The organism is Nocardia testacea NBRC 100365, assembly GCF_000308775.1.
Taxonomy (GTDB): domain Bacteria; phylum Actinomycetota; class Actinomycetes; order Mycobacteriales; family Mycobacteriaceae; genus Nocardia; species Nocardia testacea.
This window is the reverse complement of record NZ_BAGJ01000027.1, coordinates 38,322-64,023: the sequence shown is the minus strand read 5'-3', so window position 1 is coordinate 64,023 and position 25,702 is coordinate 38,322. Positions and strand designations below refer to the sequence as shown.

Here is a 25,702-nt window from a genome sequence, read left to right as displayed (position 1 = left end):
GCCGAACTGGCCCGTGATCGGCTCGTGGCGCGGTGGGCGTCCGCACCGGCGCGCCGAGGCGACCCCGACGCGTACGGCGGTGCCGATCGGTGACCTTCTTCTCTCGCCGGAGCTGTCCGACCAGTCCAGACTCGTAAGCGGGCGAGGTGTCCGGACCGATCGGAGGTGGTGATGATGCCGGGTGAGACGGCCATGATCGACCGTGCGGGCCTGGATCGGCTGGTAGCGGTGTTGCGTGCGCGCGGATATCGGGTGATAGGACCGCGGGTCCGTGACGGGGCAGTGGTGCTCGACGAACTCGAATCGGGATCCGAGCTACCCGATGGATGGGGAGTGGAGACCGCCCCGGGGTACTACCGGCTCCGCCGGCGATCCGACCATGCCGTATTCGCCCATTCCGCCGGACCGGGCTCCTGGAAACAGTTCCTGCATCCGCCTCGCCGCAAAATTTCGGCCATGGGCCCTGATCTCGAACCGGGACCGGAACCGGCGGAGGGGGTACCCGCCCGCTCCGCTTTTCTCGGGGTCCGTGGTTGCGATCTGGCCGCCATAGCCATACTGCGCCGGGTGCTGGGCGGTGGCGCGCATCCGGATGCCGGGTTCACCGCGCGCACCGGCGATCTGTTCGTGGTCGCCGCCAACTGCACGGAACCGGGTGGTGTGTGCTTCTGCGCGTCCATGGGCACCGGGCCGGGGGTGACGGCCGGATACGACCTCGCACTCACAGAACAGACCGAGCCCGAGCACCGATTCGTGGTCGACGTGGGCTCCGAGGCCGGCGCGGAAGTGCTCACCGAACTCGGGTCCGCGCGCGAAGCGGGGGAAGCGGAGGTCGCGCAGGCCCGCGAGGCGGTCTCGGCGGCGGCCGGGAAGATGGGCCGGACGATGCCGGATGTCGATCTGCCACGCCTGGTGCGCGACTCCCGGGAGTCCCCGCACTGGCAGGATGTGGCGTCACGCTGCCTCACCTGCGGAAACTGCACGATGGTCTGCCCCACCTGCTTCTGCACGACCACCGAGGACATCACCGACCTCACCGGCGACCACGCCGAGCGCTGGGAGCGGTGGGCCTCGTGCTTCGAACTGGACTTCTCCTATGTGCACGGCGGCGATGTGCGGCAGAGCGGCGAGAGCCGCTATCGGCAATGGCTGAGCCATAAACTCGGCACCTGGTACGACCAGTTCGGCAGCTCCGGCTGTGTGGGCTGTGGACGGTGCATCGACTGGTGCCCGGCCGGTATCGACCTGACGGCGGAGGTGGCGAGCCTCGCCGCGGCGGGCGAGGAGACCGCGGATGCCGGTCCTTGACGATCTGTCGGTGTTTCCGATTCTGGCGGCCCTCGACGGCGAGGAGCTGCGGACACTGGCGCGGGCGGGACACGAGGTCGCGTTTCCGGCCGGTCACCGGGTGATCCAGGAAGGGCAGCCCGCGGACCGGTGCTGGCTGATCCGCGGGGGGCAGGTACGGCTCGACACGCGGGTGGGCGGGCACACCGAGATCGCTCTGCAAACCCTGCACCGTGGTGACCTGCTCGGCTGGTCGTGGCTGGTGCCCCCGTACCGCTGGCACTTCGGTGCGCTGGCCACCGAGCCGGTGGAGGCGGTCGAATTCGATGCCATCGCGTTGAATCGGCTCTCCGCTGACGATCCGCGGTTCGGCCGGGCGCTGCTGCTCGCGTTGACGGAAGTGTTGGTCGTCCGGTTACACGCCACGCGGGCCCGCCTGATCGACCTGTACCGCAACCCGGCCGACAAGCCCTGGCACCCCAGCTGTGGTGGATCGTGACCGGCGCGATGGTGCCGTCCGACCTGTCCACCACGAACGACGTGGTGCTTCCGTATCGGGTCGTACGGCGTACCCTCCGGACCCGGGACACGGTCACACTGCTGCTTCGGCCGGTACACCGTCGGACCGGACCTTTTCGGGCCGGGCAGTTCATGATGCTCTACAGCTTCGGAGTGGGGGAGGTCGCGATCTCCCTCAGCGGTGACCCCACCGCCGAGGACGGGCGGCTCGAGCACACAATCCGGACTGTGGGTGCGGTGAGTCGCGCACTGAGCGATACCTTTGTGGGCGGCTTGATCGGGGTACGCGGGCCGTTCGGTACCGGATGGGATGTCGAAGCGGCCTCCGGTGGCGATATCGTGATCGTTGGCGGCGGTCTCGGGCTGGCGCCGCTGCGACCGCTCGTTCTCGCAGTGCTGGCCGCCCGTGCCGACTACCGGCGGGTCACGGTGATCACCGGCGCGCGGTCACCCGCGGAGGTGCTGTTCGGGCAGGAACAGGATCGGTGGGCGCGCACCGGTTCCGTCGAAGTGCTGCGGACCGTGGACCATCCCTGCCCGGGCTGGACGGGCCGGATCGGTTTCGTCACCGAGCCGCTGGCGCAGCTGGATATCGACCCGGCCCGGACCACAGGTTTTCTGTGCGGACCCGAGCCGATGATGCGATTCTGCGCCCAGACGCTGCTCGGCAAGAAGGTGCCGGGCAACCGTATCCGGGTATCGCTGGAGCGGAATATGAAATGCGGTGTCGCCCGGTGCGGGCACTGTCAGCTCGGCCCCCTGCTGCTGTGCCGGGACGGCCCGATCGTCGATTATGCGGTGGCCGAGCCGCTGCTGGCGGTGCGGGAACTATGAGCGCGCCACCGACTCTCGCGGTCTGGAAGTTCACCTCCTGCGACGGATGCCAGCTCACCCTGCTCGACTGTGAGGACGACTTGCTCGCGCTCGCGGGCCGGATCCGCATCCTGCATTTCACGGAGGCCTCGAGCGCGGTGGAGCCGGGTCCCTACGATGTCTCCCTGGTCGAAGGCTCGGTGAGCACCCCCGAGGAACTCCGCCGGGTCACCGAGATCCGCGATCAGTCACGCATTCTGGTGGCGATCGGAGCCTGTGCCACGCACGGGGGTATCCAGGCGCTGCGTAATTTCGCCGAGATCGAGGAATTCACCTCGGTCGTCTATGCGCGGCCCGAATACATCGCGACCCTGTCCACATCCACCCCGATCTCCGAGCATGTCCCGGTCGATTTCGAGCTGCGCGGCTGTCCGATCGATCGCCGGCAGCTGCTCGACACACTGTGCGCGTTCCTGGCCGGGCGGGAACCCGATATCCCGAACACCAGCGTCTGCACCGAATGCAAACGCCGCGGCACCACCTGTGTGACCGTCGCCGAGGGGATTCCGTGCCTGGGGCCGGTCACCCAGGCGGGGTGTGGGGCGCTGTGCCCGGCCTACCACCGGGGCTGTTTCGGCTGCTTCGGCCCGATGGCCCGGCCCAATATCCACGCGCTGCTACCGATTCTCCGGATCAACGGGATGTCGGTCGACGAGGTCGACCGTGCCTTCCGGACCTACGCGTGTGGCGCACCCGAATTCGCGGAGCACCCTCGTGACGACCCGGCGTAGAACACTGACCGTCGATTCGCTGGCGCGGGTGGAAGGCGAGGGGGCGCTGCACATCGTCGTGCACGACGGTGCCGTCGAGGCCGCCGAACTCCGGATCTACGAGCCGCCGCGGTTCTTCGAGGCATTGCTGCGCGGCCGGGCCTACACCGAGCCGCCCGATATCACCTCCCGCATCTGCGGAATCTGCCCGGTGGCCTACCAGGTGAGCGCCTGCAATGCCCTGGAACAGCTCTGCGAGGTGGAACTGGATCCACCGTTGCGCGAGCTGCGCCGATTGCTCTATTGCGGAGAGTGGATCGCCAGCCACTGTCTGCACATCTTCCTGCTGCACATCCCCGATTTCCTCGGCTTTCCCGACGCGGTGGCGCTGGCCCGAGTGGAGCGTGAGCTGGTCGAGCAGGGGCTGGCGATGAAGAAAGCGGGCAATATGCTGCTCGAGCTCATCGGCGGCCGCGCGATCCATCCCGTGAACGTCCGGCTCGGCGGCTTCTATTCGGCGCCCGAGCCACGGGAATTCATCCCCGTGGCCGAACAGTTGCGCCGGGGTTTGGCCAGTGCGGTCAGTATTGCCCGGCGGGTGGCCGATTTCGATTTCCCCGAGGCCGAACTGGACTGTGACTTCGTGTCGGCGACAGACGCGGCGCACTACGCCATCGAAACCGGCGAGGTCCGGACCAGCGGCGGTCTGCGCTTTCCCGCCGACGGTTTCGCGGCTCACTTGGTCGAACGTCAAGTGCGGCACTCCACGGCGCTGTACGCCACATTCGACGGCCGCCGCTATCTCACCGGTCCGCTGGCCCGGTACGCGCTGAACTCCGATCGGCTGTCGCCGATCGCTCGCCGGCTCGCGGCGGAGGTCGGGCTCGGCAGCGTCTGCCGGAATCCGTTCCGCAGCATTCTGGTCCGGCTGGTGGAGGTCGCCTACGCGATGGAGGAGGCGCTGGCGCTCATCGCCGGTTACCGGCGCCCGCCTCGCCCGGCGGTTCCCGTGCGACCGCGCGCGGGGACCGGCTACGGCGTGAGCGAGGCGCCCCGGGGACTGCTGTACCACCGGTACGACATCGGTGCCGACGCCCTCGTACGGTCCGCCACCATTGTGCCGCCGACCTCGCAGAACCAGGCGGTGATGGAGGAGAACCTATGCCGGATGGTGGGGGCCCACCTCGACCTGCCGGACCCGGCGCTGACCGAACTCTGTGAGCGAACGATCCGCAATTACGATCCGTGCATCTCCTGTTCGGCGCATTTCCTGACCCTCCACGTGACCGGCCGATGAACGCCACGCGCGCCGTGGTCATCGGTATCGGAACCGGCTGTCGCCGGGACGACGGAGTCGGCCCGGAGGTCGCGTCGCGGATCGCCGTCCTGCGGATTCCGGGCGTGCGGGTGGCGATATCGGACGGAGAATGCACCGGCCTGCTGGATCTGTGGACGGGGATGGGCCTGGCGGTCGTGGTGGATGCGGTGGTCGATACTCCATCACGGCCGGGGCGGGTCCGGCGGGTGGACCGGCAATGCCTGCGCGGGCCGTCAGCTGTGACGAGTTCGCATTCGCTCGGCGTGACCGAGGCCGTGCGACTGGGCGGGGCACTCGGCCGGCTGCCGGATCGCCTGGTGATCTTCGCCGTCGACGTCGAACGACACGATCTCGGAATCGGCCTGTCCGCGCCGGTGGCGGCCGCGGTACCGCGGCTGACCGCGATGATATGCGCCGAACTCGAGCGGTCCGTGCGCGGCCGGCGGCGTGCGGCCCGTCCCTAACCGAGTTTCGGTGGTCCGTCGTAAGGGCGTTGCAGGGCGGCGAATTCGGGGGCGGCCGCGACGGTGACCAATGCGTCCAGTAGTTGGGTGGCCCGGTGCGGGGCCGGTGGGGCGGTGAGCACCGGACCGGCGAATCCGTGACCGTCGACAGTGATGATCGGACTGCCCCCGGGCCCACCGAGCGCCGTTTGGCTCGCGCGGTGCGCCGCGGCGACATCGGCGTCGTACGCGGGGTCGTCGAGGGCGCCGACGAGAGCGCGGTCCATGCCCGCCTCGGCGAGGGCGCCGGTGACGGCCGTCTCGTCGTCGAGGCCCGGGTCGCGCGGGTGCAGCCGGGTGCCCAGGGCGAGGTAGAGCGGCGTGAACGACCTGCGGCCGCCGGACTGCACAGCCGCGGCGAAGACCCGCCCGATCCGTCGTGACCGGGTGAGCATCGCGCGTTGACCGGCGTCGTCCGGGGAGCTCTCCTGGTTGAGCACCGCCAGGCTGAGCTGTTCGAGGGTGACGGTGTGCCGGTCTCCGGCGCTGGTCAGCAGCCATCGTGCGGTGACCCATGCAAAGGGGCACACCGGGTCCACGTACAGAGCGATTTCGGCCATTGGTTGCTCACTTCCGGTCGTAGTTCTCGACGGCAGTACGCCGAGGCGGGGATCGCAAGCCCGCCCACCTCCTTCGGAATATACCCCCTGGGGTATTATCCCTGGGCCGGGATGTTCTCCTGGCCGGCGACCTCGGCGATCATGGTGCCGGCGTTCGGCTCGCTGGTCGCGGCAGCGCTCCCGCTGCTGCCGACCCTCGCCGGCCTGGTGGCGTCGGCGGATGGGCTCGTGCTGTTGAACCAGGCATGCTGTCGACCGCCGCGGTCATGGTCGCTGTTCTTCACGTTCGCGCTGGCCCGACCGCTGCCGCCGAAGGAGATGGGCCCCATCCTGGGCGTCGCGGTACTGCTCGACGCCCTGGTGGTCCGGCTGGTCCTGTTGCCGGTCGCCTTGCGCCTGACCGGGCATCTCGCCTGGTGGTCGCCGGCCGGATCCTCCGGGCCGTCGGTTTCTCCCATGGGTGAGATCGAGCATCCTTGGATACCCCAGGGGGTATGATGGACGAAGGAAGAACAGGAAGGCGTGACATGGTCGGCGACGAGACCGCGATAAACGAAGTACTGAACCGATTGCGGCGGGCCCACGGCCAGCTGTCCGGGGTCATCACGATGATCGAGCAGGGCCGCGACTGCAAGGATGTGGTGACCCAGCTCGCGGCTGTCTCCCGTGCGCTCGATCGCGCCGGGTTCAAGATCGTCGCCACCGGGCTGCGTGAATGTCTCACCGAGTCGGGGGAGAACGCGAACCCCATGACGGTCGACGAACTGGAGAAGTTGTTCCTCGCCCTGGCCTGACCATCGAGAGCCCTCGAAAGGAGTTCGACACATGGAAATCGGTCTGTCCACTACTTTGCACACCAGCTTCGAAGAAGCCGTTGCGCGCACCCGTGCCGCCCTCGCCGAGCAAGGTTTCGGAGTGCTCACCGAAATCGATATGCGGGCCACGCTCGAGGCCAAACTGGGCGAGAAAATGGAGGATTATCTGATCCTCGGCGCGTGCAATCCGCCGCTGGCCCACCGGGCCGTCGGCGTCGACCGCCGAATCGGATTGTTGCTGCCCTGCAATGTGGTGGTGCGCCGCGATCGCGATTCCGATACCGCCGTTCTCGTCGAGGCGATGAATCCGGACGTGATGGTCCAGGTGACCGAGGAAAAGGCGCTGGAACCGGTGGCCGAGGAAGCCACCGCGAAACTGCGGGCGGCCCTCGAGTCGCTGAACGGCGGCGCGTAACTGATCGATATCGGCGCGGATCACCGGTCGGCGGCGGTGTCCACGATATGGACTTCGCCGACGCCGGAGACCGTGCGCGCCATCGCGGCCACGACCCGCTGCTCGGACTCGTCGGCGAAGATCCCCTGGATCGTCACCACACCACTGCCGACATCGATATCCCATTGGCGATGGCTGCCGGCGTAGTCGTCGAGCAGGGCCCGCACCTTGGCCTCGATCGCGGCTTCGTCGCAGATGAGTGCCCGCAACAGGTCACGGCGGGAGATCATGCCCACGAGTACACCGGCCTCGACCACCGGCAGCGACCGCACGTGATGTTCCAGGACGGACGCGGCCACGGCGGCCGCATCCGTCGTGGGCCCGACCACCTCGACCGGTACGGTCATGGCGGTTTCCACGGCAGAGGTGCTCGGGTCGGCTCTCATGGCGTCGGATTCGGACAGAATTCCCACCACATGGTCTTCATCGTCCACCACCGGCAGCGCGGCGAAACCGTGACCGGTCAGCAGAGCGACCGCCTCGGGGAGGGGAGTCTCCGGATGGACGGCGACCACCGGGCGGCTCAGAATATCGCGTGCGCGCATATGACGACCTCACTGCTTTCCGGTACGAACAGCAACCGCGACCGCGGTGTAGCGGCGAATGGGAGCCGCCGCGGATCGCCTTTCCAGTTCAGACTCGCTGCCGGTGCGCGGGAGCACCAGTGCACGAATACCTCTATCGGGGGACCGAAGTCCCGGACTCGTAATCATCACGTGGGAGTCGCCGATCCGGCTTTGTAGGTCGGGGTGGTCGTCGGCGGCGCCATCGCAGCGCTTCGTCGGCGGCCCAGACCACCACGGGGAAGGGAAGTATCAGCGCGACCATCCACGGAGCGAGCCCGGTGGTGCCGAAGATCTGCTGCAGCGGTGGCGCGTAGACGAGTGCGGCGCCGAAAACGATTTCGAACGCGCAACCGGCCAGCAGCAGCCTATTGCTCATGAGACCGACCGAGAACAGTGACGCCCACTCGGTACGAGACGCGAACGCGGTGCCCAGCTGACAGGCGACGATACCGGCGAAAGTCACGGTAGTGGCCTGGACATAGGCATGGTGCAGTGGCGTGCCCGGTCCCACGGGGGCGCCGGGGCGCCAGCTGGCGGTACACAGGACGACGAAGAAACCGGTGGTCACCAGAAGGGCCGAGACCACACCGAGCAGGCCCCACGCCCGCACCAGCAGCCACCCGGTGATCACACCCTCGCGTCGCGGGCGTGGCGGGCGGTCCATCAGACCCGGTTCGGCCGGTTCCCGGCCGAGCGCGAGGGCCGGCAGTGTTTCGGTGCCGAGATCGATCGCGAGTATCTGCAAAACCGTCAGCGGTAGCGGGATAAGACCACCGGACAGCGCGAACAGCAGGAAGGGTAGGACCTCGGGCACCGCGTGCGCGAAGATGTACAGCACGAATTTCCGGACATTGTCGAAGACTCGCCGCCCTTCCTCGATACCGGTGACGATGGTGGCGAAATTGTCGTCGGTGAGGATCAGGGTCGCGGCTTCGCGGGCGACATCCGTACCGCCGCGTCCCATCGCGACACCGATATCCGCGCGTCGCAGGGCCGGAGCGTCGTTCACTCCGTCTCCTGTCATGGCCACCACTTCGCCGTTGTGGCGGAGCGCGTCCGCGATGCGCAGCTTCATTTCCGGGGTCGCCCGGGCGAAGACGATCTCCCCGGGTTGGGCCAGGACGGTGTCCAGTCGGTCGTCGGACATAGCGTCGACCGCGGTGCCGTCGATGACGCGATCGGACCCCAGGCCCACCCGCCGCGCGATCTCGGCGGCGGTCCGCCCGTTGTCGCCGGTGATGACGTGCACCGTGATACCGGCGGCGTGCACGGCTCGCACGGCGGCGGGGACCTCCGGTCGCGGGGGATCGAGCAGACCGACCAGACCCACGAGCGTCAGGTCCCGCTCGACGTGCCCGGGGTCGGTGGGCGAGCCGGGATCCCAGCGGCGCGTGGCCACCGCCAGCACCCGCAGCCCCCGGCCGGCCAGTTCGTCGATCTGCGCCTGGACCCGCTGCGGCGGCGTATCCGCAGGCCACCGGGTGCAGCGGGGGAGTACCTCTTCGGGGGCGCCTTTGACGTGCACCCGAAGTGTTCCCTCGACGGAGTCCACGGTCGACATCATCTTGCGTTCCGGGTCGAACGCGTTGAGCGCCGAGCGCTCGGCGTTCCGTTGCGCCGGGGACAGGAGGCGACCGCCGTCCGCCGCGTAGTGCAGGAGCGCGAGCTCCATCGGGTCACCGCCGGCGTGGTCGCCCAACTCCGCGGTAGCGCATCTGGCCACGATCTCGGCGGTCTCGCCCGGTGCGCCGGTGACTTCCGCGACCCGCATCGAGTTCATGGTGAGGGTGCCGGTCTTGTCGGTGCAGACCACCGTGGTGGACCCGAGCGTCTCTACTGCGGACAGGCGTTTCACCACAGCGCCGCGTCGTGCCATGGATCGGACGCCGGCGGCCAGCGCGAGCGTGATGGTGGGCAACAGGCCTTCCGGGACATTGGCGACCAGCAGGCCGATGGCGAACAGGAAGGCGGATCCCAGCGACAACCCGGCCAGCAGTCCGAGCGGCAGGAAGGCCGCGCCCGCGCCCACCGCGACAGCGGCGATCAGCCAGGCGACCCGGCGCACCTGGTGCTCGAGCGGGCTCTCCTCGGGCCGGACGTGCTGGGAGAGGGCCGCGATCCGGCCGAGTTCGGTATGCACACCGGTGCCGTGCACGAGGGCACGACCCGCTCCGCCCACACAGGCGGTGCCGGTGAAGACGAGTACAGGTGAATCCAGTGATCGATCGGCATGATCGGGGGCACCGGCGCGACGGTCCAGTATCTCGGATTCGCCGGTGAGCGCCGACATATCGACCTCGACACCTCCGTCGATCATCCGGGCGTCGGCAGGGATACGTTCGCCCTCTTCGAGGAGTAGGACATCGCCGCGTACCAGCTGTCCGGCCGGCACCCGGGTCCGGGTTCCGTCGCGCACCGCCCAAACCTGTGCGGGCAGGAACCGGCCCAGCGCCCGGACCGCGTGTTCGGCCTGGTTCTCCTGCCAGAAGGCGAGAACCGCGTTGAGCACGATGACCACCAGGATCGCGATACCGAGCGCGACTGCCCCGCTGCCGAGGGCGAGTGCCGCCGCCACCCACAGCAACAGGGCGAGCGGGTGACTGAACTGCCGGCCCAGCGCCACCCACCAGGGCTGTCCGCGGCGCAGCGGGAGTTCGTTGGTGCCGTACAGTTCGAGCCTGCGCGCGGCCTCCCGGGAAGTCAGCCCCCCGGGGCCTGTCCGTAGGTCTCGCATCAGGGCCGAGATGGGTTCGCGAGGGTCCACCACTGCCTCGGAGCGCACCCGCTCGGGCGGGTGTGCGGATTCGGCTACGAAGGCCACGCCGGCGGGCTCAGGTCGCGTGGGCGACGAGAACCGGGCAGTGGGCGCGCTGGACCACGATATTGCTCTTGGACCCCAGCAGCAGTCCGCGGAAACCACCGCGTCCGCGACTTCCGACGACGATCAGTTGTGCGGACTCCGACCACTGGATCAGGTGCAGGTCCGGTCCCGCCAGATAGGTCCGGCGGTTCAGCCGGACATCGGGATATTTCTCCGTCCAACCGGCCAGCCAGGTGCGGAGCTGGGCATCGGCTGCTTCCGCGATCGACGGGTCCTCGATCATGTCCGGCATTCCGGCGAACCAGTGGGCGCGCAGATCGTGCCAGGTGTGGATTGCAATCAGGGCCGCGCCGCGCGTGTCCGCCTCGGCGAAGGCGGCCGCCGCGGCGGCTTCGCTGCACCGGGAACCGTCCAGTCCGACGACGACCGGCCCGTGCCGGTGCGCGGGGCGGCCGGGCGTGGCGCAGCACGCGACGACCACGTGTCCGTGCCCGTGGGCGACCACGGACAGCAGGGTCGAACCGAGATGGGTGAGGGTCGATCCGTGGCCGGAGGCGCCGAGGACGGTGAGGTCGGCCGTAGTCGAGAGGTCGATGAGCCGCCGGGCAGCACTCTCCTCGGACAGTTCGGTCTCCACCGGCAGCGACGAGTCGATGCCGAGCGCCTGTTCGTGTGCACCCGCCAGGATTTCGGCACCGCGGCGGCGGAGGGTGTCGACCACGGGCGGTTTCACGGCGTCGTGGACTCTCCGGACGGCCCGAGCCGCGCGCGCGTTGTAGCCGTGCACGATCCGGAGCGCCCGGTGGCGTTGCGCGGCCGTCTCGCTCGCCCACCGCACCGCCTGATCGGAGGCCGCGGAACCGTCGACGCCGACTACGATCTGCCCTCGCGTGGACGTGACATCGGCCACCGGTTCCGGTTCCGGCTGTGCGTCACCTTTCCGGGTCATCGCCCGTCTCCGGGCGCACCGCCAGCGGAGGCGATCGTGATCCGGTCGTGGTGCGGCTGTAGCTCCGGCGGGACCGTGACCCCCGCGGCCAGCAGGATGCGATGGGCCTGCTGGGCGGCGGCGCGCATCCGGGCGTCGTCGGCCTCGTCCGGCTCGACCGGAGACCGTTCGAGGCCCCGGGCGAGTACACCGACGGCTTCACCCAGCGCGCGGACCGATGCGCTCAAGTCCGGGCGGGGCCCGGGGACCCGGCCCGGCTTCCGGCGCCGGGATCCGTCGGTGGACGAGGACATCGCACCCGACAGCAACCGGCACAGCGGTTCGGGCAGAACCCCGAAGACCCGGCCGAGCTGCCCTGGTGAGAACCGGCCGGCGAGCACCCCGGTCACCGCTCCCGCCGTGTAACCGACTTGGCCGCGCTCGATCCCGGCCTCGCGCGCGAACCGGGCCGCGAATTCCTCCGCGTCGTGCGGTAGCGGTACCCGGCTCGGCACCCAGCCGCTGTAGTAGGTGCCGCGCAGCAATTCGGGCAGCTGGGCGGCCAGATGCGCCGACCCGGCGACCCCGAGCTGATCACGAACTGTGTGCAACCAGGCCCGCAGAACTCGATACGCGCGGGGTTCGTCGGTCCCGAGAGAGGCCGCTACCGCGCGTATCCACTCGTGCGCTGTGCCGGCGGCCGCTGCCACGGGATCATGGAGATGAGACATCGGAGGTCCTCGCTTACGGTCGGATTACCGCGGCGTCTCCTCGATCCGCTCTCCGGTGTGCGGAAATCCGTCGCGGACGCTGTCTTCGCCAGTCTCGCGCTCCGGAACAGCCGCTGACAGAGCAGAAAGTCACCGGTAGTCGGTCCAGCGGATCAACGGCCGCGGTCGGGCTCCGGTCGCGCGGCAGCGTCCATCGCTCTCGCGCGCACCGATGACATTGCCGTGAGATGGCCGCGCGGCCACTAGCCGACGCCCGCGTCGCCGGTGGCGAAGGCGTCGGGGTGGACGGTCAGGAAATCGGTCACCGGTCTGCGCGGGGTGGGCTCCTGGTCCGCGCGGTGGGGCGCGAGCCCCACGCGGAGCACCACCTGGGGCGTGCCGTGCCCACCGATCAGTGTCGATGCGATGCGCCGGGTCGTGGGGAGTTCGGTGATGTGGGTCAGCGTGCAGGTCGCCAGGCCGGCCGCGGTGCATTCGAGCAGGATCTCCGACAGCGCCTCGCCGGTCCGCAGCCACGCGAGACCGGACTCGTCGGCGGTGGCGAGCACCCAGAGTTGTGCCCGGTCCTCCTCCTCGCCGCCGTGTACGGCGTGCGCCGGGGTCGGGAACTTGCGACCGACCGGTACCCGGGCGGCTTCCACCTCTGAGACCAGGGCCGTCGCGGGTACTCCTTCGGGAAGATTCTCGTGCCCGGCCCACCATTGGAGTTCACTGTGGTAGGGCATGTCGTAGTGCCGGAGCGCGGCCGAGTGTTCCGAGGCACGGCTCAGCCGGGCGGCCGCCTCCGCGTCCAGGACGTCCAGCTCGACCTCGTACTCGCGGGCCAGGAGCCGGGCCGCCTCGGCTCGGCCGGACAGGTCGCCCGGATCCAGGAGGGGGAGGCGGTCGGTGCGGCGGCGTTCGATGACCGCGGGGAGGGTGTGCAGCGCGGCCGGTGCGTCCGGCCACGGCGCGAAGGTGAGGACGGCCAGTAGGCGGGGGTCGCCGGGGTCGGGCATGCGTTCGACGCGGGTCCGCCATCCGGTCGCCGCGAAGGCGACGCGGACGTGGTGCAACATCGCGCCGCAGCTGATCACGAGTTGGCGGCCACTGGGGTCGGCCGAGGTGAGCAGCCGCTCGTCGTCGCGGTAGAGGCGCAACCGGCCGTCGCGGTACACCCACCGCCAGGGCTGCGTATTGTGCACCGACGGCGCGCGTTCCGCTACGCGCATGGCCGCGAACAGAGTCGCGCGGTCGGGTGCGTAGGTGGCGCCGGGGACGTCGTTGTCGGTCATATCGCCAGTGTGGAGGCGTATCCGGGTGCCGGGCAGGGCCGGTCGACCGTACGTGGGACACAGAAGCCAGGGTCCGCGGGCCCTCCGGTCTCACGACATCGGACCCTGTCGGGTGTGGCCCCCGCCCTCGGTACCGATCCCCGGACCGGTGGCCGACGGCGTGACTCGGCGCGGGATCCCCGAGCCGGTGGCCGATGGCGTGATGGGCGTGGGCGCCGACGATATCGGGACCCGGCCTGTGTTCTGTGGTGGCCTTCGGGACGGGTGTGCGTGGACGAGAGGCCGACGGGTCGCCGGCGCGCCCTCGTCCCGGCCAAGTAGCCGTGGGATGTATGCGGTGCGCCCACCGGGTCAGGGCAGCGGCGCGCTCCAGCACAGCACGGTGCCGCCGGTCGGTGTGCGGCCCACCGTGCAATGTCCGCCGGCCCGCTCCGCGCGGACCCGCAGGTTGGCCAGCCCGCTACGCCGCCGGATTTCCGGCGACAGTCCGATGCCGTCGTCCGTCACCTCGAGAGTCACCTCGTCGCCCACGCGCAGCTCGACCGACAGGGTGGTGGCGCGGGCGTGCCGCACCACATTGCTGACCGCCTCGCGCAGGACGGCCTCGACATCGTCGGACAGGGGCGGAGCGAGGACGGTGACGGGCCCGCTGAGCCGAATCGTGGTGCGCAGGTCGGTCTCGGCGGTCAGCTCGGTGACGACACCGTGCAGGTGCCGGCGGTAGCCGGCCGATTCGGTGGTTGTGGTGCTGTGCAGATCGAAGATCGAGTGCCGGATCTCCTGCATGATCGATTGCAGGTCATCGATGGTTTCGCCCAGTCGTGCCCGCACTTCGTCGCTGCGGGCGCGCTGGAGGGTGCCCTGGAGGCCGAGGCCCAGGGCGAAAAGGCGCTGGATGACGTGGTCGTGCAGGTCGCGGGCGATCCGGTCGCGGTCGGCGACCACATCGAGTTCCCGCATCCGGCGCTGTGTCTCCGCCAGCCGCAGGGCCAGGGCGGCCTGGTTGGCGATCACCGTCAGCATGGCCCGGACGGCGGGATCGAAGGCATTGCCATCGGGTGGTTGGACGGTGGCGAGAACACCGATGATGGTGTCCTCGGCGCGCAGCGGGAGTACGAGGGCCGGGCCGAAATCCCCGGAAATACCCGGTGACACGTCGGTGGCCAGCTGATCGACAGCCATCGCCTGCCCGTGCCGGAAGGCCTTACCCGATTCCGAACCGTGCAGTGGCAGCCGTCGTCCGTGCAGATCGTGGGTCTGCGCACCGGATACCGCGGCGATGGTCAGTTCGCGTACCTCGTGACCGGGGAGGTCGGGATCATCGGGCAATGCCACGAATGTGCACGCGGCGCCGGTGAGAGTGCGTGCCCGCTCGGTGACCAGATCGAGGATCTCCTGGGGCTCGCCGCCCACGAGTAGTTCGGTGGCCACATCGCGGGTGGCCTCGAGCCAGTGCTGGCGCCGCCGGGACTGTTCGTAGAGGCGGGCGTTCTCGATGGCGATACCGGCCGCCGCCGCCAGGGCCTGGACCACGACCTCGTCGTCCTCGGTGAATTCCTTGGCCCCGATCTTCTCGGTGAGGTAGAGGTTGCCGAAGACCTCGTCGCGCACTTTGACCGGTACCCCGAGAAAACTGTGCATGGGCGGGTGGTGTGCCGGAAAACCGACCGACGCCGGATGTTCGGAGATATTGGTGAGGCGGATTGGCTCGGGTTGCTGGATGAGCACTCCCAGCACACCGTGGCCGCGGGGCAGATCGCCGATCCGATGCCGGGTGGCATCGTCGATACCCTCGTAGACGAATTCGGCCAACTCCTCACTGGTCGAATCGGTGCCGTGAACACCGAGTGCGCCGTATCCGGCGTCGACCAATTCGATGGCGGTGTGCACGATCGACCGGAGGGTGTCGTCCAGATCGAGACCCGCGGTGATGGCCAGCATCGCCTCCATCAGCCGGTCCATCCGGTCACGCACATCGACGATCTGGGCGATACGTTCCTGCACCTCGTCCAGCAGTTCGTGCAGCCGCAGCTGGGACAGCGTTTCGGTCACCGGGGGCCGGTCACTCGTCGCGGGCACCGGGCGTTCCATACACGATATTCTTCCACCGGCCTGTCGTGCGCCGCTACCGTCCGACCTGGTCATGGTCTGTTCACGGATTACCTGCGATCGGGCGGGATGATCTTGGTGGCGAGTACCGCGGCCTGCGTCCGGCGTTCGACCCCCAGTTTGGTGAGTAACCGCGAGACGTAGTTCTTGACGGTTTTCTCGGCCAGGAACATGCGACCGGCTATCTGCCGGTTGGTGAGCCCCTCGCCCAGCAGTGCGAGCAGGGTGCGTTCCTGCTCGGTCAGTCCGGCGAGCGGCCCCGTCGCGGTTTCGGCCTCGGCCCGGAATTTCGCCATCAGCGCGGCCGCTGCCCGATTGTCCAGCAAAGATTTGCCGGCCGCCACCTCGCGAATGGCGCGCACGAGTTCCAGGCTGGTGATGTCCTTGACGACGTAGCCGCTGGCGCCGGCCAGGATGGCATCGAGCATGGCCTGGTCGTCGGTGAAGGAGGTGAGCATCAGACACCGGAGCCCCGTATTCGCCGAGAGCAGTTCCCGGCACAATTCGATGCCGTTGCCGTCGGGCAGGCGGACGTCGAGGACGGCGACATCGGGCCGTAGCGCCGGGATCCGGGCCAGCGCCTGGGAGACATTGGCCGCCTCACCGACGACCTCCAGGTCGGTTTCCGCCTCGATCAGGTCGGCGACCCCGCGCCGTACTATCTCGTGGTCGTCGACCAGGAACACCCTGACCATGTTTCGCCCCTCTCGGGAATGAGTTGTTCTCAGCGTACGGAGCGAAGAGACCCCGGGGCGGCGGCAAGGGCCTCGCATTCGACGACGAACGGCTCTTGACCGGCCGCTCGTTCTGTGCAGGCGCCCTACTCGTGCGCGTGTGCCACCGCTGCCAGTACCGAGATGAGCCGTTCCCCGACCTGCTCGGCCGCCGGCCCCAGTGCCGGTTGCCCACTGCATTCCACGAGCAACCTCGGGTCGGCCGTCTCGACGACAGTGCTCGAATCCGCGTGCCGTACGGTGATATCGCAGGGCAGCAGTGGGGTGATCCGTCCGTTGGCCCGGGCCGCGGAGGCGGCGAGGGCAGGGTCGAAGGCGCCGAGGAGCAGGTGCTCGGTGGTGCCGGCGCGGGCCCGTCTACTCGTTTCCGCGGGGACCGGCAGTTCGTACAAGATCTCGAAGTCGCAGTCCCGCAGTGCTTCGCGGACCGCTCGAACCACTACCGGGATGGACCTGGGAATCCGCACGCGCAGCGTGGTGGAAGTAACCGGGACGCGTATCTCCGTGAGCAGGTCGGCAGGGGTGACGGCCTGGTCCGGCGCGATCCGGTAGACCTCGGTGGGCGGCCCGATGGCCTGCAGGCCGGAGTGCCGCAGCCATTCGTCGAGCGCGCGGTAGGCGGTGCCGATGTCCGCATAGTCGCCGTAGTGGCAGGTGCGCGCGTAGCACCGGGGTTCGGTGCGGCGCAGGGTGAACTCGCCGTCCGAGGTGCCGGCGGCCTCGACCGGTAGGATCAACTCGACCTCGGTGGCCGCGCCGGACCGGAAATCGCCGTGGTAAGTGGTGGCGGGGGGACCGACCGGCAGCAGGCCCAGGGTTCGGACGAGGCGATAGAGGTCGGTCATGCCGTCCCGGATATCGTCACCCGCCCGGTCGCTCCGTACCGTCCGGCGGATGGTGAGAACGGTGTGCGGATCCGATTCGTGGAGATCCACCTGATATGCCATGTCGCGCCGATCCTTTCGCCGCCGTCGGCCGCTGCGGTGGAGAGCGTCGCCCGTGTATCGGGTGCGCGCACGCGTGACCGAACTCGCCGCCGTGACCGGGGGCGCTACTCGTATCTCCGTTTCGCTACCCGCGATGATGCTTCGACGATAGATGGGGCCGGCCGGACGTCCCAGGGTCGCTCGGCTCCCGTGCCGGGGACATTCGGCCCCGGCACGGGAGCATGGGCATCCGGGCGCGGAGGCGGGGAAGTGGTATTCGGATCCGCCGGCGTACCCCACGGCCGCGGCGAGCCGGGAGGTACTTGGTGAGCGACGGCAGAGGGCATTCGGCCCTGTCTCTTTCCTGGTCGTGGTGGTGATCTGAGGGAGGTGCCGACAGAGGAAGCGGGGAAACGAGGTGAGAGGTCCCGAACTGTCGCCGGGCTACGGCGAAGTTCCGCGGCGAACAGTGCAGCTGGAGCGCGCCGAAGCTCTGCGCCTACTCGCCTCCGCCCCATTCGGGCGCCTCGTGTTCACCGCCGACGCGCTACCCGCGGTGCGGCCGGTGAATCATCTCATCGGGGACGGCGGGGAGGTGATCGTGCGGACCCAGCCGTTCGCCGGGCTTACCCGGACGGCGCTCGGCCGCCCGGCCATCGTCGCCTATCACGCCGACGAGATCGACCCGGTGCGGCGGATCGGATGGTCGGTGCTTGTCACCGGGCCGGCGCGGCTGGTCACCGGCGGTGAACTCGCCGCGGAGTACGCGCGGCGACTCGGGTCCTGGGGCGATCCGGACAGCGGCGTCGTCATCGGTATCGAACCCACCCTGGTCGCCGGGACGAGGCTGATCGCGGAGGTTGCGGTGTGAACGCGGCGACCATGCGGGCGTGGCGGGTGGACGCGCCCAGAGGTATCGACCGGAAACCGCTCATCGCGCGCCGGGAGCCACTTCCGCGACCGGACCCGGGTGACCTGCTTGCCCGGGTCCTGGCCTGCGGTGTGTGCCGGACGGATCTCCATGTGGTGGAGGGCGATCTGCCTGTGCACCGGCCGCATGTCGTACCGGGCCATGAGGTCGTCGCGGAGGTCGTAGCCCCCGCGGATCGGGGTGACTTCACGGTGGGGGATCGCGTCGGGATCCCATGGTTGCGGCATACCTGCGGGGTGTGCGAGTTCTGCCGGAAGGGCGCGGAGAACCTGTGCCCGGAATCGCGGTACACCGGATGGGACGCCGACGGCGGCTACGCCGAATATGTCACCGTCCCGGCCGATTTCGCATTGGCACTGCCGCGCGGATACGCGAACCGGGAGCTGGCGCCCCTGTTGTGCGCGGGCATCATCGGATACCGGGCGCTCACCCGGGCCCTCCTGCCGGAGGGCGGGGTACTCGGTATCTACGGATTCGGCGGCAGCGCCCACCTCACGGCTCAGGTCGCTCTCGCCCGGGGCGCTCGTGTCCATGTCATGACCCGCGGCGCCGCGGCCCGCGAACTCGCGCTCGGCCTCGGTGTCGCGTCGGTACAGCACGCCGCGGACCCACCGCCGGAGCGATTGGATTCGGCCATTCTGTTCGCACCCGCGGGCGAACTGGTACGGCCGGCGATGGAAGCCCTCGGGCCGGGCGGGACCCTGGCGGTGGCGGGAATCCATCTCACCGATATTCCGCCGCTCGACTATCGGCGCCATCTGTTCCGCGAGCGGCAGATCCGCAGCGTCACATCCAATACGCGCACCGACGCCCGCGAGTTTCTCGCCTTCGCGGCGCGTCATCGGCTCCGGGTGACCACTCACCCCTACCCACTGGAGCGGGCCGACCGGGCTCTCGCCGATCTCGCGCACGGTCGCTTCGACGGTGCCGCCGTAATACTGCCCTGACACCGGGAGTCGGGGTCCGCTCTCCGGTGCCGGTTGCGAGGGCCGCGCTCGACGCGGCGGGTGGGCCGGGTATGCCCGACCGCGCCGCCTCGTCGATCCGGGTCCGCTCAGGCTCGGGGCCGGGCGATGATCAGCGGTACGGATACCCCGTGCAACACCGCCTGGCCGGTCGAGCCCAGGCTCATCCCGGCGAAACCGCCGCCACCGTGACTGCCGACGACAACCAGTTGCGCGCTCTCGGCCTCGTGCAGCAACCTCCGTGCGGGCCGGTCCTCGACGACGACGCGGGTCACCGGGACGTCCGGGTACTGCTCGGTCTGCCCGGCCAGGCTCTCGGCCTGGAGCGCACGGGCCTGCTCCTGCATCTCCGACCGCGACCGGTACCGGAAGAACTCCGACCAGGTGGTGACCGCGACGAGACCGATGCCGCGCCGGGAGGCCTCGGCGAAGGCGATATCGAGGGCCTCGGCGCTGCGCAGTGATCCGTCCACCCCGACCACCACGGGCGTGCCCGGCCGTTCGCCGTGTTCGGCGTAACTCTGCGGGATCACGGCGACCGGGCAGTGCGCGTGCCGCGCCAGGGAGGTGCTCACCGAGCCGAGCAGCCCCCGTCCGATCGCGCTACGGCCGTAGGTGCCAACCACGACCAGGCGTGCGGTCCGGGATCTCTCGATCAGGGTGGGCGCCGGGTCCGGATCGACCACGACCGTGGTGATCTCCAGCTCACCGGCGATCTCGCGGGCGATCTTCGCGGCGGAGGCGCATACGGCCTCGCCGTCGGCCCGCAGCGCTTGATTGTCGAAGGCGACGACTCCGAGTCCGGGCCCGAAATCCAGCGGCGCCCCGACGGCGTACACCAGGTGCAGCGGGTCGCCGTGTCCTGCCGCTGTCCGGGCCGCCCACTGGACGGCGGCGAACGACGCGGCGGAGCCGTCGACGCCGACGACAACGGGCTCTCGGGTATGTGTGCTCACGGTGGGCCCACCTTCTCGCTCATCGGCTCCGAATCCGGGCTCTGCCGGCCACGGTTCTCCGCCGCTCCGGTTCCTCCGGATACAGCGAGGTTAAAGCGCGGACCACGCCGACGATGGGGGCATTGGTCCCGGCCGGAAGAGACCAAAGTCGATTCCCGGTGGCGACATTGGGGGGCTGGTCCGGAGGGATCGGGCCCTGATCCTCCGGGACAGGGGACCTTCGGCACTCTCGCGATCCTGCCGGGGTCGGTCAGTATGCAGGAGGAAGCGGGGTCGCGGCGACACGGGTGGTGTGCGCGGGGTAGCGGAGGTGTCGGCATGCGGGAGCAGAGGCCCGATGAGAACACGGTGCGTGCGGTGCTGGAGCGCGCCTGCCGCGCGCCGTCCCTGCACAACAGTCAACCCTGGCGCTGGCGCTGGGACGGTAGCACGCTGGAACTCTTCGTCGACGCCGAACGGCTGCTGCCCGGTACCGATCCCTTGAACCGCCAGGGCATCCTCGCCTGTGGTGCGCTGCTCGACCATGCCCTCGTCGCGTGGGCCGCCGCCGGCTGGGATGTGCGTGTCACCCGGTTCCCCGAGCCCCCCGTGCGGGCGAACCTGGCCGCGCTGTCGTTCGCGGGGCGGCGCGAGCCGTTCGAGATCGATAGGCTGTCCGCCGCCGCCATCGACAGCCGATACACCGACCGAGCGCCCATGGCCGCCCCAGATGGCTGGGCCGAACTCGAGCCGGTGCTGCAGAGTCTGTGCCGGCATCGCGATACCGCACTGCATGTGGTGGACCCGCGTCTGCGCGCCGATCTGGACGGTCTCTCCCGGACCACTGCGAAGCTGCGCCGGCACGATCCCCGATATCAGACGGAACTGCTGTGGTGGGCCGGTGCCGGAACTCACGGCGGTGCCGGGATTCCGGCCGGTCGGCTGCCCTCGGCCGATCTATCGGATCGGGTGCCGGTCAACCGCAGTTTCCCGGTGGGCGCGCTGGGCGCGGGCGACGAGGACGCCCGCCCGGACGAGGCGATGATCGTCGTACTGTCCAGTCGCGACGATACGGTCGAGTCGCTGCTGTGGTGCGGGGAGGCGTTGTCGGCGGTACTGTTGGAGTGCACTGTCGAGGACCTGTCGACCTGCGTTCTCACACATGTCACCGAGCTCGCCTCGGCCCGGGCGAGAGTCGCCGAACTGGTCGGTCCGCGGTTCCCGCAGATGCTCGTCCGATTGGGGCGTTCGCTGGCGCCGCCACCACCGCGTACCCCGCGGCGCGATACCGACGAGGTCCTCGACATCTCTTCGGGGTGAGCCGTCACGACGCGTGCGGCCGCCGCCCGGCAGGCCCTGCGCGGGGCACCCGGGGCCGGGAGTCCCGGTCGGATGAAAGAGCGGACCTTTGCCCCTGTCGGCCGGCCGCCCGGCCGGTCAGACTCGATTCGTGGCTCACAGTGCTGCCGCGCCGCGGATTGATACGCGCCGTCACGACGCGGTGATCTTCGATATGGATGGGGTGGTGACCGACAGCGCGTCGATACACGCCGCGGTGTGGACCGAATTGTTCGATGCCTTCCTCGCTGCCCGGCCGGCCGCCCCCGGACAGGACCGGTCACCGTTCACCGAGGTCGACTACCTGAAGTATGTGGACGGTAAGCCCCGTTACCGAGGTGTCGCCGATTTTCTCGCCTCCCGCAATATCCGGCTGCCGTGGGGCGTACCGGCCGATCCCGAATCGGCCGAGACGGTATGCGGTGTGGGCAACCGCAAGGACCACCTGTTCCGCGAGCGTATCGCGCGCGACGGTGTCGTGGCGTTCGATTCCACCGTGGCGCTGGTTCGCCGGCTCCGCTCCGAAGGCATCCGGACCGCCGTGTTCACCGCCAGCCGCAATTGCGAGCAGGTGCTCGCCGCGGCCGGTCTCGGCCACCTCTTCGAGATCCGGGTCGACGGGGTGGACGCGGAAGAGCTCGGCCTGCCGGGGAAGCCGGATCCGGCCGTGCTGCGCGAGACCGCGGCGCGTCTGCACAGTGCGCCGGGCCGGGTCGTGGTGGTGGAGGACGCCGAAGCCGGTGTGGCGGCGGGCCGCAACGGGGGTTTCGGACTGGTGGTGGGCATCGACCGGGCAGGTGACGGGGACAGACTGCTGTCCGCGGGGGCCGATACGGTGGTCGACGATGCCGCGCGGATCGGTGTCCGCGGCGGGTTCCGGCGGGTCGGTGAGGTTCCCGATGCTTTCGAGTACTGGCCGCGGTTCGCGGATCTGCTGGAAACCGAGAAACCCGCTGTACTTATGGACTTCGACGGCACACTGGCCGAAATCGTCACCGACCCGGCCGCGGCGGAGATGGTGGAGGGCGTGGCCGCGACGCTCGCGGACCTGGCCGCCCGGTGCCCGGTTGCCGTGCTCAGCGGCCGCGGGCTCGACGATCTACGGGCGCGGATGCCGGTTCCCGGTATCTGGCTCGCGGGTAGCCACGGGGTCGAACTGATGGCGCCGGACGGCACCCGCCACCTGCCCGGCGCGCTACCGGATGCCGAGGCCGACCTGGCCAGTGCCGCTGCGGATCTGCGGGCGCGAGTGGGAGATATCGCAGGGGTCACTGTCGAGCACAAGCGGTTTGCCGTGGCCGTGCATTTCCGGGCGGCGACGGACGCGGCCGCCGCCGAGGCGATCACCGTCGTCGGCGCGGCCGGGCGCGCCCACGGTCTGCGGGTGACCTCCGGGCGCAAGGTGATCGAGCTGCGGCCGGATGTGGCCTGGGGAAAAGGAGACGCACTGCGCTGGATCCTGGAACGGATCGACGGACCGGTGGTCCCGCTGTACCTCGGCGACGATATGACCGATGAGGATGCCTTCGACGTCGTCGGGCCGGACGGGATCGCCGTCGCGGTGCGGGCCGCGGAGAACACCGGCCGATACACCTCCGCCCACTTCTCGGTGGACGGTCCGCGCCGGGCCGCGGATCTGCTCGCCCGGTGCGTGCGGTTGATCGGCATCGGTCCGTCCGCGGCGGAATCGGAGACGTGGTCGTTCGCCTACGACGGCTACGCCCCTGAACAGGAGAAGCTGCGCGAGGCGCTCTGCACCGTCGGAAACGGCTATTTCGCCGTGCGCGGGGCGGCACCGGAGAGCCGGGCCGGACCTTGTCATTACCCCGGCACCTATGTGGCCGGGATCTACAACCGGCTCCGGGACCGGGTGAACGACCGGACGGTCGTCAACGAGAGCATGGTCAACCTGCCGAACTGGCTGCCGGTGACGTTCCGGATCGCCGACGGTGACTGGTTCGATCTCGATACCGCCGACCTGCTGGACTACCGGCAGCGTCTGGACCTGCGGCGCGCCGAGCTGATCCGGTGGTTCCGATTCCGGGACGGCGCGGGCCGTATCACCCGGGTAGAGCAGCGGAGATTCGCGGCGATGCACCGTCCGCACCTCGGAGCCCTCGTCACGACTGTTACGGCCGAGAACTGGTCGGGCATACTCCAGCTGCGCTCGATGATCGACGGGGAGGTGAGCAACAGCCTGGTCGAACGCTACCGGGCCCTGTCCGGAGTACATCTGGACGCGGTGCGAACCGCCCGGTTGTCCGAGGCGGCCGTACTCCTCGTGGCACGCACCGGCGACTCGGAGATCCCGCTGGCCGTGGCGATCCGCGACCTGCTGCGTGGTGCGCCCGCGCGGGCCGTGGAGGTGCGGGAGCGCGGCCGCATCGGTCACGAGTTCGGACTCGAGATCGGAGAGGGCGGCTCGGTAACCCTCGAGAAGACGGCAGTGGTGTGCACGGGGCGGGACCGGGCCTCCTCCGGCCCCGCGGACCAGGCCGGACGGTTGCTGGCGGCGGCGCCGGATTACGCGGCACTCTTCGCCGGACACAGCCGGGCCTGGGAGCGGATCTGGGGCAGGATGCGAATAGATCTCGACGACGACGCGGGGTCGGTGCGCGTGCTGCGGCTGCATCTGCTGCACCTGATCCAGACCTTGTCGCCGAACACCGTGGAATTGGACGTGGGCGTGCCGGCCCGTGGACTGCACGGTGAGGCCTATCGCGGTCACGTCTTCTGGGACGAACTGTTCGTATTCCCGGTGCTGAATCCGCGTATCCCGGCGCTGACCCGATCACTGTTGCGCTACCGCCACCGGCGGCTCCCGGAAGCCCGCCGGGCGGCCGCGGCGGCCGGCGTGCCGGGTGCGATGTTCCCCTGGCAGTCGGGGAGTGACGGACGTGAGGAGAGCCAGCAACTGCACCTGAACCCGCTCTCGGGCCGCTGGAATCCGGATCCGAGCCGGCGGGCGCACCATATCGGCGCCGCCGTCGCCTACACGGTGTGGCAGTACTACCAGGCCACCGGCGATCTCGAGTTCCTCGCCGACCACGGCGCCGAGCTGCTCGTGGAGATCGCCCGGTTCTGGTCCGGGCTGGCCGATTACGATCCGCGGCGGGGGCGGTATGTGCTCTGCGGTGTCATCGGTCCCGACGAATTCCACACGGGCTACCCGCACGCTCCCCTGGCGGGCGTCGACAACAATGCCTACACCAACGTCATGGCCGCCTGGACCATCACCTGCGCGCTCGAAGCCCTCGATACGCTCGCCCCGCGGGTTCGGGCCGAACTACTGGAGCGGCTCGGGGTGGGTCCGGCGGAGCCCGCCCGGTGGCGCGAGGTCGCCCATCGGATGTATGTGCCGTTCCACGACGGCGTGATCAGCCAGTTCGACGGCTACGAGCGGCTCCGGGAGCTGGACTGGGAGCATTACCGGCGCCGCTACGGCAATATCCAGCGGCTGGATCGGATACTGGAGGCCGAGGGCGACGATATCGGCCGCTATCGCGCGGGCAAACAGGCCGATGTGCTCATGCTCTTCTACCTGTTCTCCGCCGACGAACTCCGCGAACTGTTCACGCGCGCGGGCTACGAGCTGCCGGGGGAGATGATTCCGCGGACGATCGACTACTACACGGCGCGGACCTCGCACGGTTCCACGCTGAGTGCTCTGGTGCATTCGTGGGTTCTGGCCCGGGCCCACCGCGATCGTGCCATGGAGTTCTTCGATCAGGTGGTACGTTCGGACGTGGCCGATATCCAGGGTGGGACCACCGGCGAAGGTATCCACCTGGCCGCAATGGCGGGCAGCGTCGACCTGCTGCAGCGCTGTTTCACCGGTTTGGAGATACGGCGCGACCGTCTCATCTTCTGTCCCTATTGGCCCAAAACCATGGGCACTCTGTCCTTCCCGATGATGTATCGAGGCCACCGGCTGATCGTCCGTGTCGACGGCCGCCGCGTCGAGATCGGGTCCGAGCCGGGTAACGCGCCGCCGATCGAGGTGGTCTGCCGGGACCGGCCGGTGTGGCTCGCGCCGGGGGAGACGGTCCGGCTGGTCGATCGCTCGCCCACTGGGGCGCCGTATCCGGAGCCCGGGCCGGGATCTGCGATAGGTCGTCCTCAGGAGCCCGGCGCCGGGTAGTGCCTCGACGAGAAGTGATGTGCCACGACTTCCTCTTGCGCACGCAGTTCCGCGCTGGTGACCACCCGCGAGTCCGGTCCCGGGAAGGTCAGGGCGCGATTGCCGGTGTCTACCCAGTGCACCAGATAGGGCGGGCCTCCGTCGGCGCCGTGTATCTCCTCGATCAGACCGCGCCGCACCGTCTCCCCGACCGCGTGTCCTTCCACGATCAGCCAATCTCCGGGTGCGGCTCGCATGAAACGATGACCTCCTCGCGCTGGGTCC

24 protein-coding genes are annotated in these 25,702 nt (G+C 69.4%); 13 read left to right on the top strand and 11 right to left on the bottom strand.

From position 1 onward, the window contains the following. The first annotated feature begins 171 nt into the window (after positions 1 to 171). Genes ON38_RS03485 through ON38_RS03460 form a run of 6 tightly spaced genes read left to right on the top strand, consistent with a single transcriptional unit; the run spans position 172 to position 5,171 of the window. Positions 172 to 1,308, top strand: coding sequence for a 4Fe-4S dicluster domain-containing protein (locus ON38_RS03485; RefSeq protein ID WP_373281188.1), 1,137 nt, complete (start codon positions 172 to 174; stop codon positions 1,306 to 1,308). Beyond that, positions 1,295 to 1,786: a cyclic nucleotide-binding domain-containing protein gene (locus ON38_RS03480; RefSeq protein ID WP_083872197.1), complete on the top strand. Its 492-nt coding sequence runs from the start codon at positions 1,295 to 1,297 to the stop codon at positions 1,784 to 1,786. The genes ON38_RS03485 and ON38_RS03480 overlap by 14 nt, the downstream gene beginning before the upstream one ends. A gap of 8 nt (positions 1,787 to 1,794) precedes the next feature. Beyond that, the gene (locus ON38_RS03475; protein ID WP_039822380.1) at positions 1,795 to 2,640 is read left to right on the top strand and encodes an FAD/NAD(P)-binding protein; all 846 of its coding nucleotides are present in this window, start codon (positions 1,795 to 1,797) and stop codon (positions 2,638 to 2,640) included. Continuing rightward, entirely contained in the window at positions 2,637 to 3,410 is a 774-nt protein-coding gene (locus ON38_RS03470) for an NADH-quinone oxidoreductase subunit B family protein (RefSeq protein WP_039822273.1), read from the top strand. The genes ON38_RS03475 and ON38_RS03470 overlap by 4 nt, the downstream gene beginning before the upstream one ends. Continuing rightward, positions 3,394 to 4,686: a Ni/Fe hydrogenase subunit alpha gene (locus ON38_RS03465; RefSeq protein ID WP_039822378.1), complete on the top strand. Its 1,293-nt coding sequence runs from the start codon at positions 3,394 to 3,396 to the stop codon at positions 4,684 to 4,686. Before ON38_RS03470 ends, ON38_RS03465 begins: the two co-directional genes overlap by 17 nt. Further along, positions 4,683 to 5,171 carry a hydrogenase maturation protease gene (locus tag ON38_RS03460; RefSeq protein ID WP_039822272.1) on the top strand — a complete coding sequence of 163 codons (489 nt, stop codon included), beginning with the start codon at positions 4,683 to 4,685 and terminating at the stop codon, positions 5,169 to 5,171. The genes ON38_RS03465 and ON38_RS03460 overlap by 4 nt, the downstream gene beginning before the upstream one ends. Here the strand turns inward: ON38_RS03460 and ON38_RS03455 are convergent. Further along, positions 5,168 to 5,770, bottom strand: coding sequence for a mycothiol-dependent nitroreductase Rv2466c family protein (locus ON38_RS03455; RefSeq protein ID WP_039822270.1), 603 nt, complete (start codon positions 5,768 to 5,770; stop codon positions 5,168 to 5,170). The two genes, ON38_RS03460 and ON38_RS03455, sit on opposite strands and share 4 nt — an antisense overlap. 111 nt (positions 5,771 to 5,881) lie before the next feature. On the opposite strand from ON38_RS03455, the gene ON38_RS38140 reads away from it, so the two are divergent. Genes ON38_RS38140 through ON38_RS03440 form a run of 3 tightly spaced genes read left to right on the top strand, consistent with a single transcriptional unit; the run spans position 5,882 to position 7,000 of the window. Continuing rightward, complete coding sequence (locus ON38_RS38140) at positions 5,882 to 6,268, top strand: hypothetical protein (protein ID WP_039822269.1); 387 nt, start codon at positions 5,882 to 5,884, stop codon at positions 6,266 to 6,268. A gap of 29 nt (positions 6,269 to 6,297) precedes the next feature. Beyond that, entirely contained in the window at positions 6,298 to 6,564 is a 267-nt protein-coding gene (locus ON38_RS03445; protein WP_039822268.1) for a metal-sensitive transcriptional regulator, read from the top strand. 31 nt (positions 6,565 to 6,595) lie between these two features. Further along, entirely contained in the window at positions 6,596 to 7,000 is a 405-nt protein-coding gene (locus ON38_RS03440; protein WP_039822267.1) for a DUF302 domain-containing protein, read from the top strand. Between the two features lie 20 nt (positions 7,001 to 7,020). Here the strand turns inward: ON38_RS03440 and ON38_RS03435 are convergent, their stop codons facing one another. From ON38_RS03435 to ON38_RS33895, 8 genes are all read right to left on the bottom strand, one after another. Then, complete coding sequence (locus ON38_RS03435; RefSeq protein WP_039822266.1) at positions 7,021 to 7,584, bottom strand: CBS domain-containing protein; 564 nt, start codon at positions 7,582 to 7,584, stop codon at positions 7,021 to 7,023. Between the two features lie 133 nt (positions 7,585 to 7,717). Further along, a complete protein-coding gene (locus tag ON38_RS03430) occupies positions 7,718 to 10,426 on the bottom strand; it encodes a cation-translocating P-type ATPase (protein ID WP_245563893.1) in 2,709 nt (902 codons plus the stop codon). A gap of 10 nt (positions 10,427 to 10,436) precedes the next feature. Further along, entirely contained in the window at positions 10,437 to 11,375 is a 939-nt protein-coding gene (locus ON38_RS03425; protein ID WP_039822265.1) for a universal stress protein, read from the bottom strand. Then, on the bottom strand, positions 11,372 to 12,085 hold the full coding sequence (locus tag ON38_RS33900) for a DUF2267 domain-containing protein (protein WP_083872195.1): 714 nt from the start codon (positions 12,083 to 12,085) through the stop codon (positions 11,372 to 11,374). Before ON38_RS33900 ends, ON38_RS03425 begins: the two co-directional genes overlap by 4 nt. A 242-nt stretch (positions 12,086 to 12,327) precedes the next feature. Further along, positions 12,328 to 13,359 (bottom strand): Acg family FMN-binding oxidoreductase, encoded by a 1,032-nt coding sequence (locus ON38_RS03415; protein ID WP_051164323.1) that lies wholly within the window; start codon positions 13,357 to 13,359, stop codon positions 12,328 to 12,330. Positions 13,360 to 13,710: 351 nt separating this feature from the next. Further along, entirely contained in the window at positions 13,711 to 15,450 is a 1,740-nt protein-coding gene (locus tag ON38_RS03410; RefSeq protein WP_039822264.1) for a sensor histidine kinase, read from the bottom strand. Between the two features lie 68 nt (positions 15,451 to 15,518). Then, a complete protein-coding gene (locus ON38_RS03405; protein WP_039822262.1) occupies positions 15,519 to 16,163 on the bottom strand; it encodes a response regulator in 645 nt (214 codons plus the stop codon). Positions 16,164 to 16,288: 125 nt separating this feature from the next. Beyond that, positions 16,289 to 17,149 (bottom strand): DUF302 domain-containing protein, encoded by an 861-nt coding sequence (locus ON38_RS33895; protein WP_051164322.1) that lies wholly within the window; start codon positions 17,147 to 17,149, stop codon positions 16,289 to 16,291. 397 nt (positions 17,150 to 17,546) lie between these two features. Between ON38_RS33895 and ON38_RS03395 the strand changes: the two genes are divergently transcribed. Together ON38_RS03395 and ON38_RS03390 are read left to right on the top strand one after the other, a co-directional pair. Continuing rightward, positions 17,547 to 17,999, top strand: a complete 453-nt coding sequence (locus tag ON38_RS03395) for a pyridoxamine 5'-phosphate oxidase family protein (protein WP_245563892.1) — start codon at positions 17,547 to 17,549, stop codon at positions 17,997 to 17,999. Between the two features lie 11 nt (positions 18,000 to 18,010). Continuing rightward, positions 18,011 to 19,006: a zinc-binding alcohol dehydrogenase family protein gene (locus ON38_RS03390; protein ID WP_039822372.1), complete on the top strand. Its 996-nt coding sequence runs from the start codon at positions 18,011 to 18,013 to the stop codon at positions 19,004 to 19,006. Between the two features lie 107 nt (positions 19,007 to 19,113). On the opposite strand, the gene ON38_RS03385 is transcribed toward ON38_RS03390, so the two are convergent. Next, positions 19,114 to 19,980: a universal stress protein gene (locus ON38_RS03385; RefSeq protein WP_039822261.1), complete on the bottom strand. Its 867-nt coding sequence runs from the start codon at positions 19,978 to 19,980 to the stop codon at positions 19,114 to 19,116. A gap of 318 nt (positions 19,981 to 20,298) precedes the next feature. Here ON38_RS03385 and ON38_RS03380 point away from each other — a divergent pair, with 318 nt between their 5' ends. Together ON38_RS03380 and otsB are read left to right on the top strand one after the other, a co-directional pair. Then, on the top strand, positions 20,299 to 21,279 hold the full coding sequence (locus ON38_RS03380) for an Acg family FMN-binding oxidoreductase (protein ID WP_039822259.1): 981 nt from the start codon (positions 20,299 to 20,301) through the stop codon (positions 21,277 to 21,279). Positions 21,280 to 21,409: 130 nt separating this feature from the next. Then, positions 21,410 to 25,438, top strand: coding sequence for a trehalose-phosphatase (gene otsB, locus ON38_RS03375; RefSeq protein ID WP_281004594.1), 4,029 nt, complete (start codon positions 21,410 to 21,412; stop codon positions 25,436 to 25,438). Here otsB and ON38_RS03370 read toward each other — a convergent pair. Beyond that, positions 25,417 to 25,674 (bottom strand): DUF1918 domain-containing protein, encoded by a 258-nt coding sequence (locus ON38_RS03370; RefSeq protein ID WP_039822257.1) that lies wholly within the window; start codon positions 25,672 to 25,674, stop codon positions 25,417 to 25,419. The two genes, otsB and ON38_RS03370, sit on opposite strands and share 22 nt — an antisense overlap. Positions 25,675 to 25,702: the final 28 nt, after the last annotated feature.

Excerpts from the sequence above, each read along its gene's own strand:
- ON38_RS03390 (WP_039822372.1), top strand. The coding sequence starts at position 18,011 with ATGCGGGCGTGGCGGGTGGACGCGCCCAGAGGTATCGACCGGAAACCG.
- ON38_RS33900 (WP_083872195.1), bottom strand. The coding sequence starts at position 12,085 with ATGTCTCATCTCCATGATCCCGTGGCAGCGGCCGCCGGCACAGCGCAC.
- ON38_RS03455 (WP_039822270.1), bottom strand. The coding sequence starts at position 5,770 with ATGGCCGAAATCGCTCTGTACGTGGACCCGGTGTGCCCCTTTGCATGG.
- ON38_RS03380 (WP_039822259.1), top strand. The coding sequence starts at position 20,299 with ATGCGGGAGCAGAGGCCCGATGAGAACACGGTGCGTGCGGTGCTGGAG.
- ON38_RS03415 (WP_051164323.1), bottom strand. The coding sequence starts at position 13,359 with ATGACCGACAACGACGTCCCCGGCGCCACCTACGCACCCGACCGCGCG.
- ON38_RS03480 (WP_083872197.1), top strand. The coding sequence starts at position 1,295 with ATGCCGGTCCTTGACGATCTGTCGGTGTTTCCGATTCTGGCGGCCCTC.
- ON38_RS38140 (WP_039822269.1), top strand. The coding sequence starts at position 5,882 with ATGTTCTCCTGGCCGGCGACCTCGGCGATCATGGTGCCGGCGTTCGGC.
- ON38_RS03470 (WP_039822273.1), top strand. The coding sequence starts at position 2,637 with ATGAGCGCGCCACCGACTCTCGCGGTCTGGAAGTTCACCTCCTGCGAC.
- ON38_RS03435 (WP_039822266.1), bottom strand. The coding sequence starts at position 7,584 with ATGCGCGCACGCGATATTCTGAGCCGCCCGGTGGTCGCCGTCCATCCG.
- ON38_RS03370 (WP_039822257.1), bottom strand. The coding sequence starts at position 25,674 with ATGCGAGCCGCACCCGGAGATTGGCTGATCGTGGAAGGACACGCGGTC.
- ON38_RS03405 (WP_039822262.1), bottom strand. The coding sequence starts at position 16,163 with ATGGTCAGGGTGTTCCTGGTCGACGACCACGAGATAGTACGGCGCGGG.
- ON38_RS03445 (WP_039822268.1), top strand. The coding sequence starts at position 6,298 with ATGGTCGGCGACGAGACCGCGATAAACGAAGTACTGAACCGATTGCGG.
- ON38_RS03475 (WP_039822380.1), top strand. The coding sequence starts at position 1,795 with ATGGTGCCGTCCGACCTGTCCACCACGAACGACGTGGTGCTTCCGTAT.
- ON38_RS03440 (WP_039822267.1), top strand. The coding sequence starts at position 6,596 with ATGGAAATCGGTCTGTCCACTACTTTGCACACCAGCTTCGAAGAAGCC.
- ON38_RS03410 (WP_039822264.1), bottom strand. The coding sequence starts at position 15,450 with ATGGAACGCCCGGTGCCCGCGACGAGTGACCGGCCCCCGGTGACCGAA.
- ON38_RS03485 (WP_373281188.1), top strand. The coding sequence starts at position 172 with ATGATGCCGGGTGAGACGGCCATGATCGACCGTGCGGGCCTGGATCGG.
- ON38_RS33895 (WP_051164322.1), bottom strand. The coding sequence starts at position 17,149 with ATGGCATATCAGGTGGATCTCCACGAATCGGATCCGCACACCGTTCTC.
- ON38_RS03460 (WP_039822272.1), top strand. The coding sequence starts at position 4,683 with ATGAACGCCACGCGCGCCGTGGTCATCGGTATCGGAACCGGCTGTCGC.
- ON38_RS03425 (WP_039822265.1), bottom strand. The coding sequence starts at position 11,375 with ATGACCCGGAAAGGTGACGCACAGCCGGAACCGGAACCGGTGGCCGAT.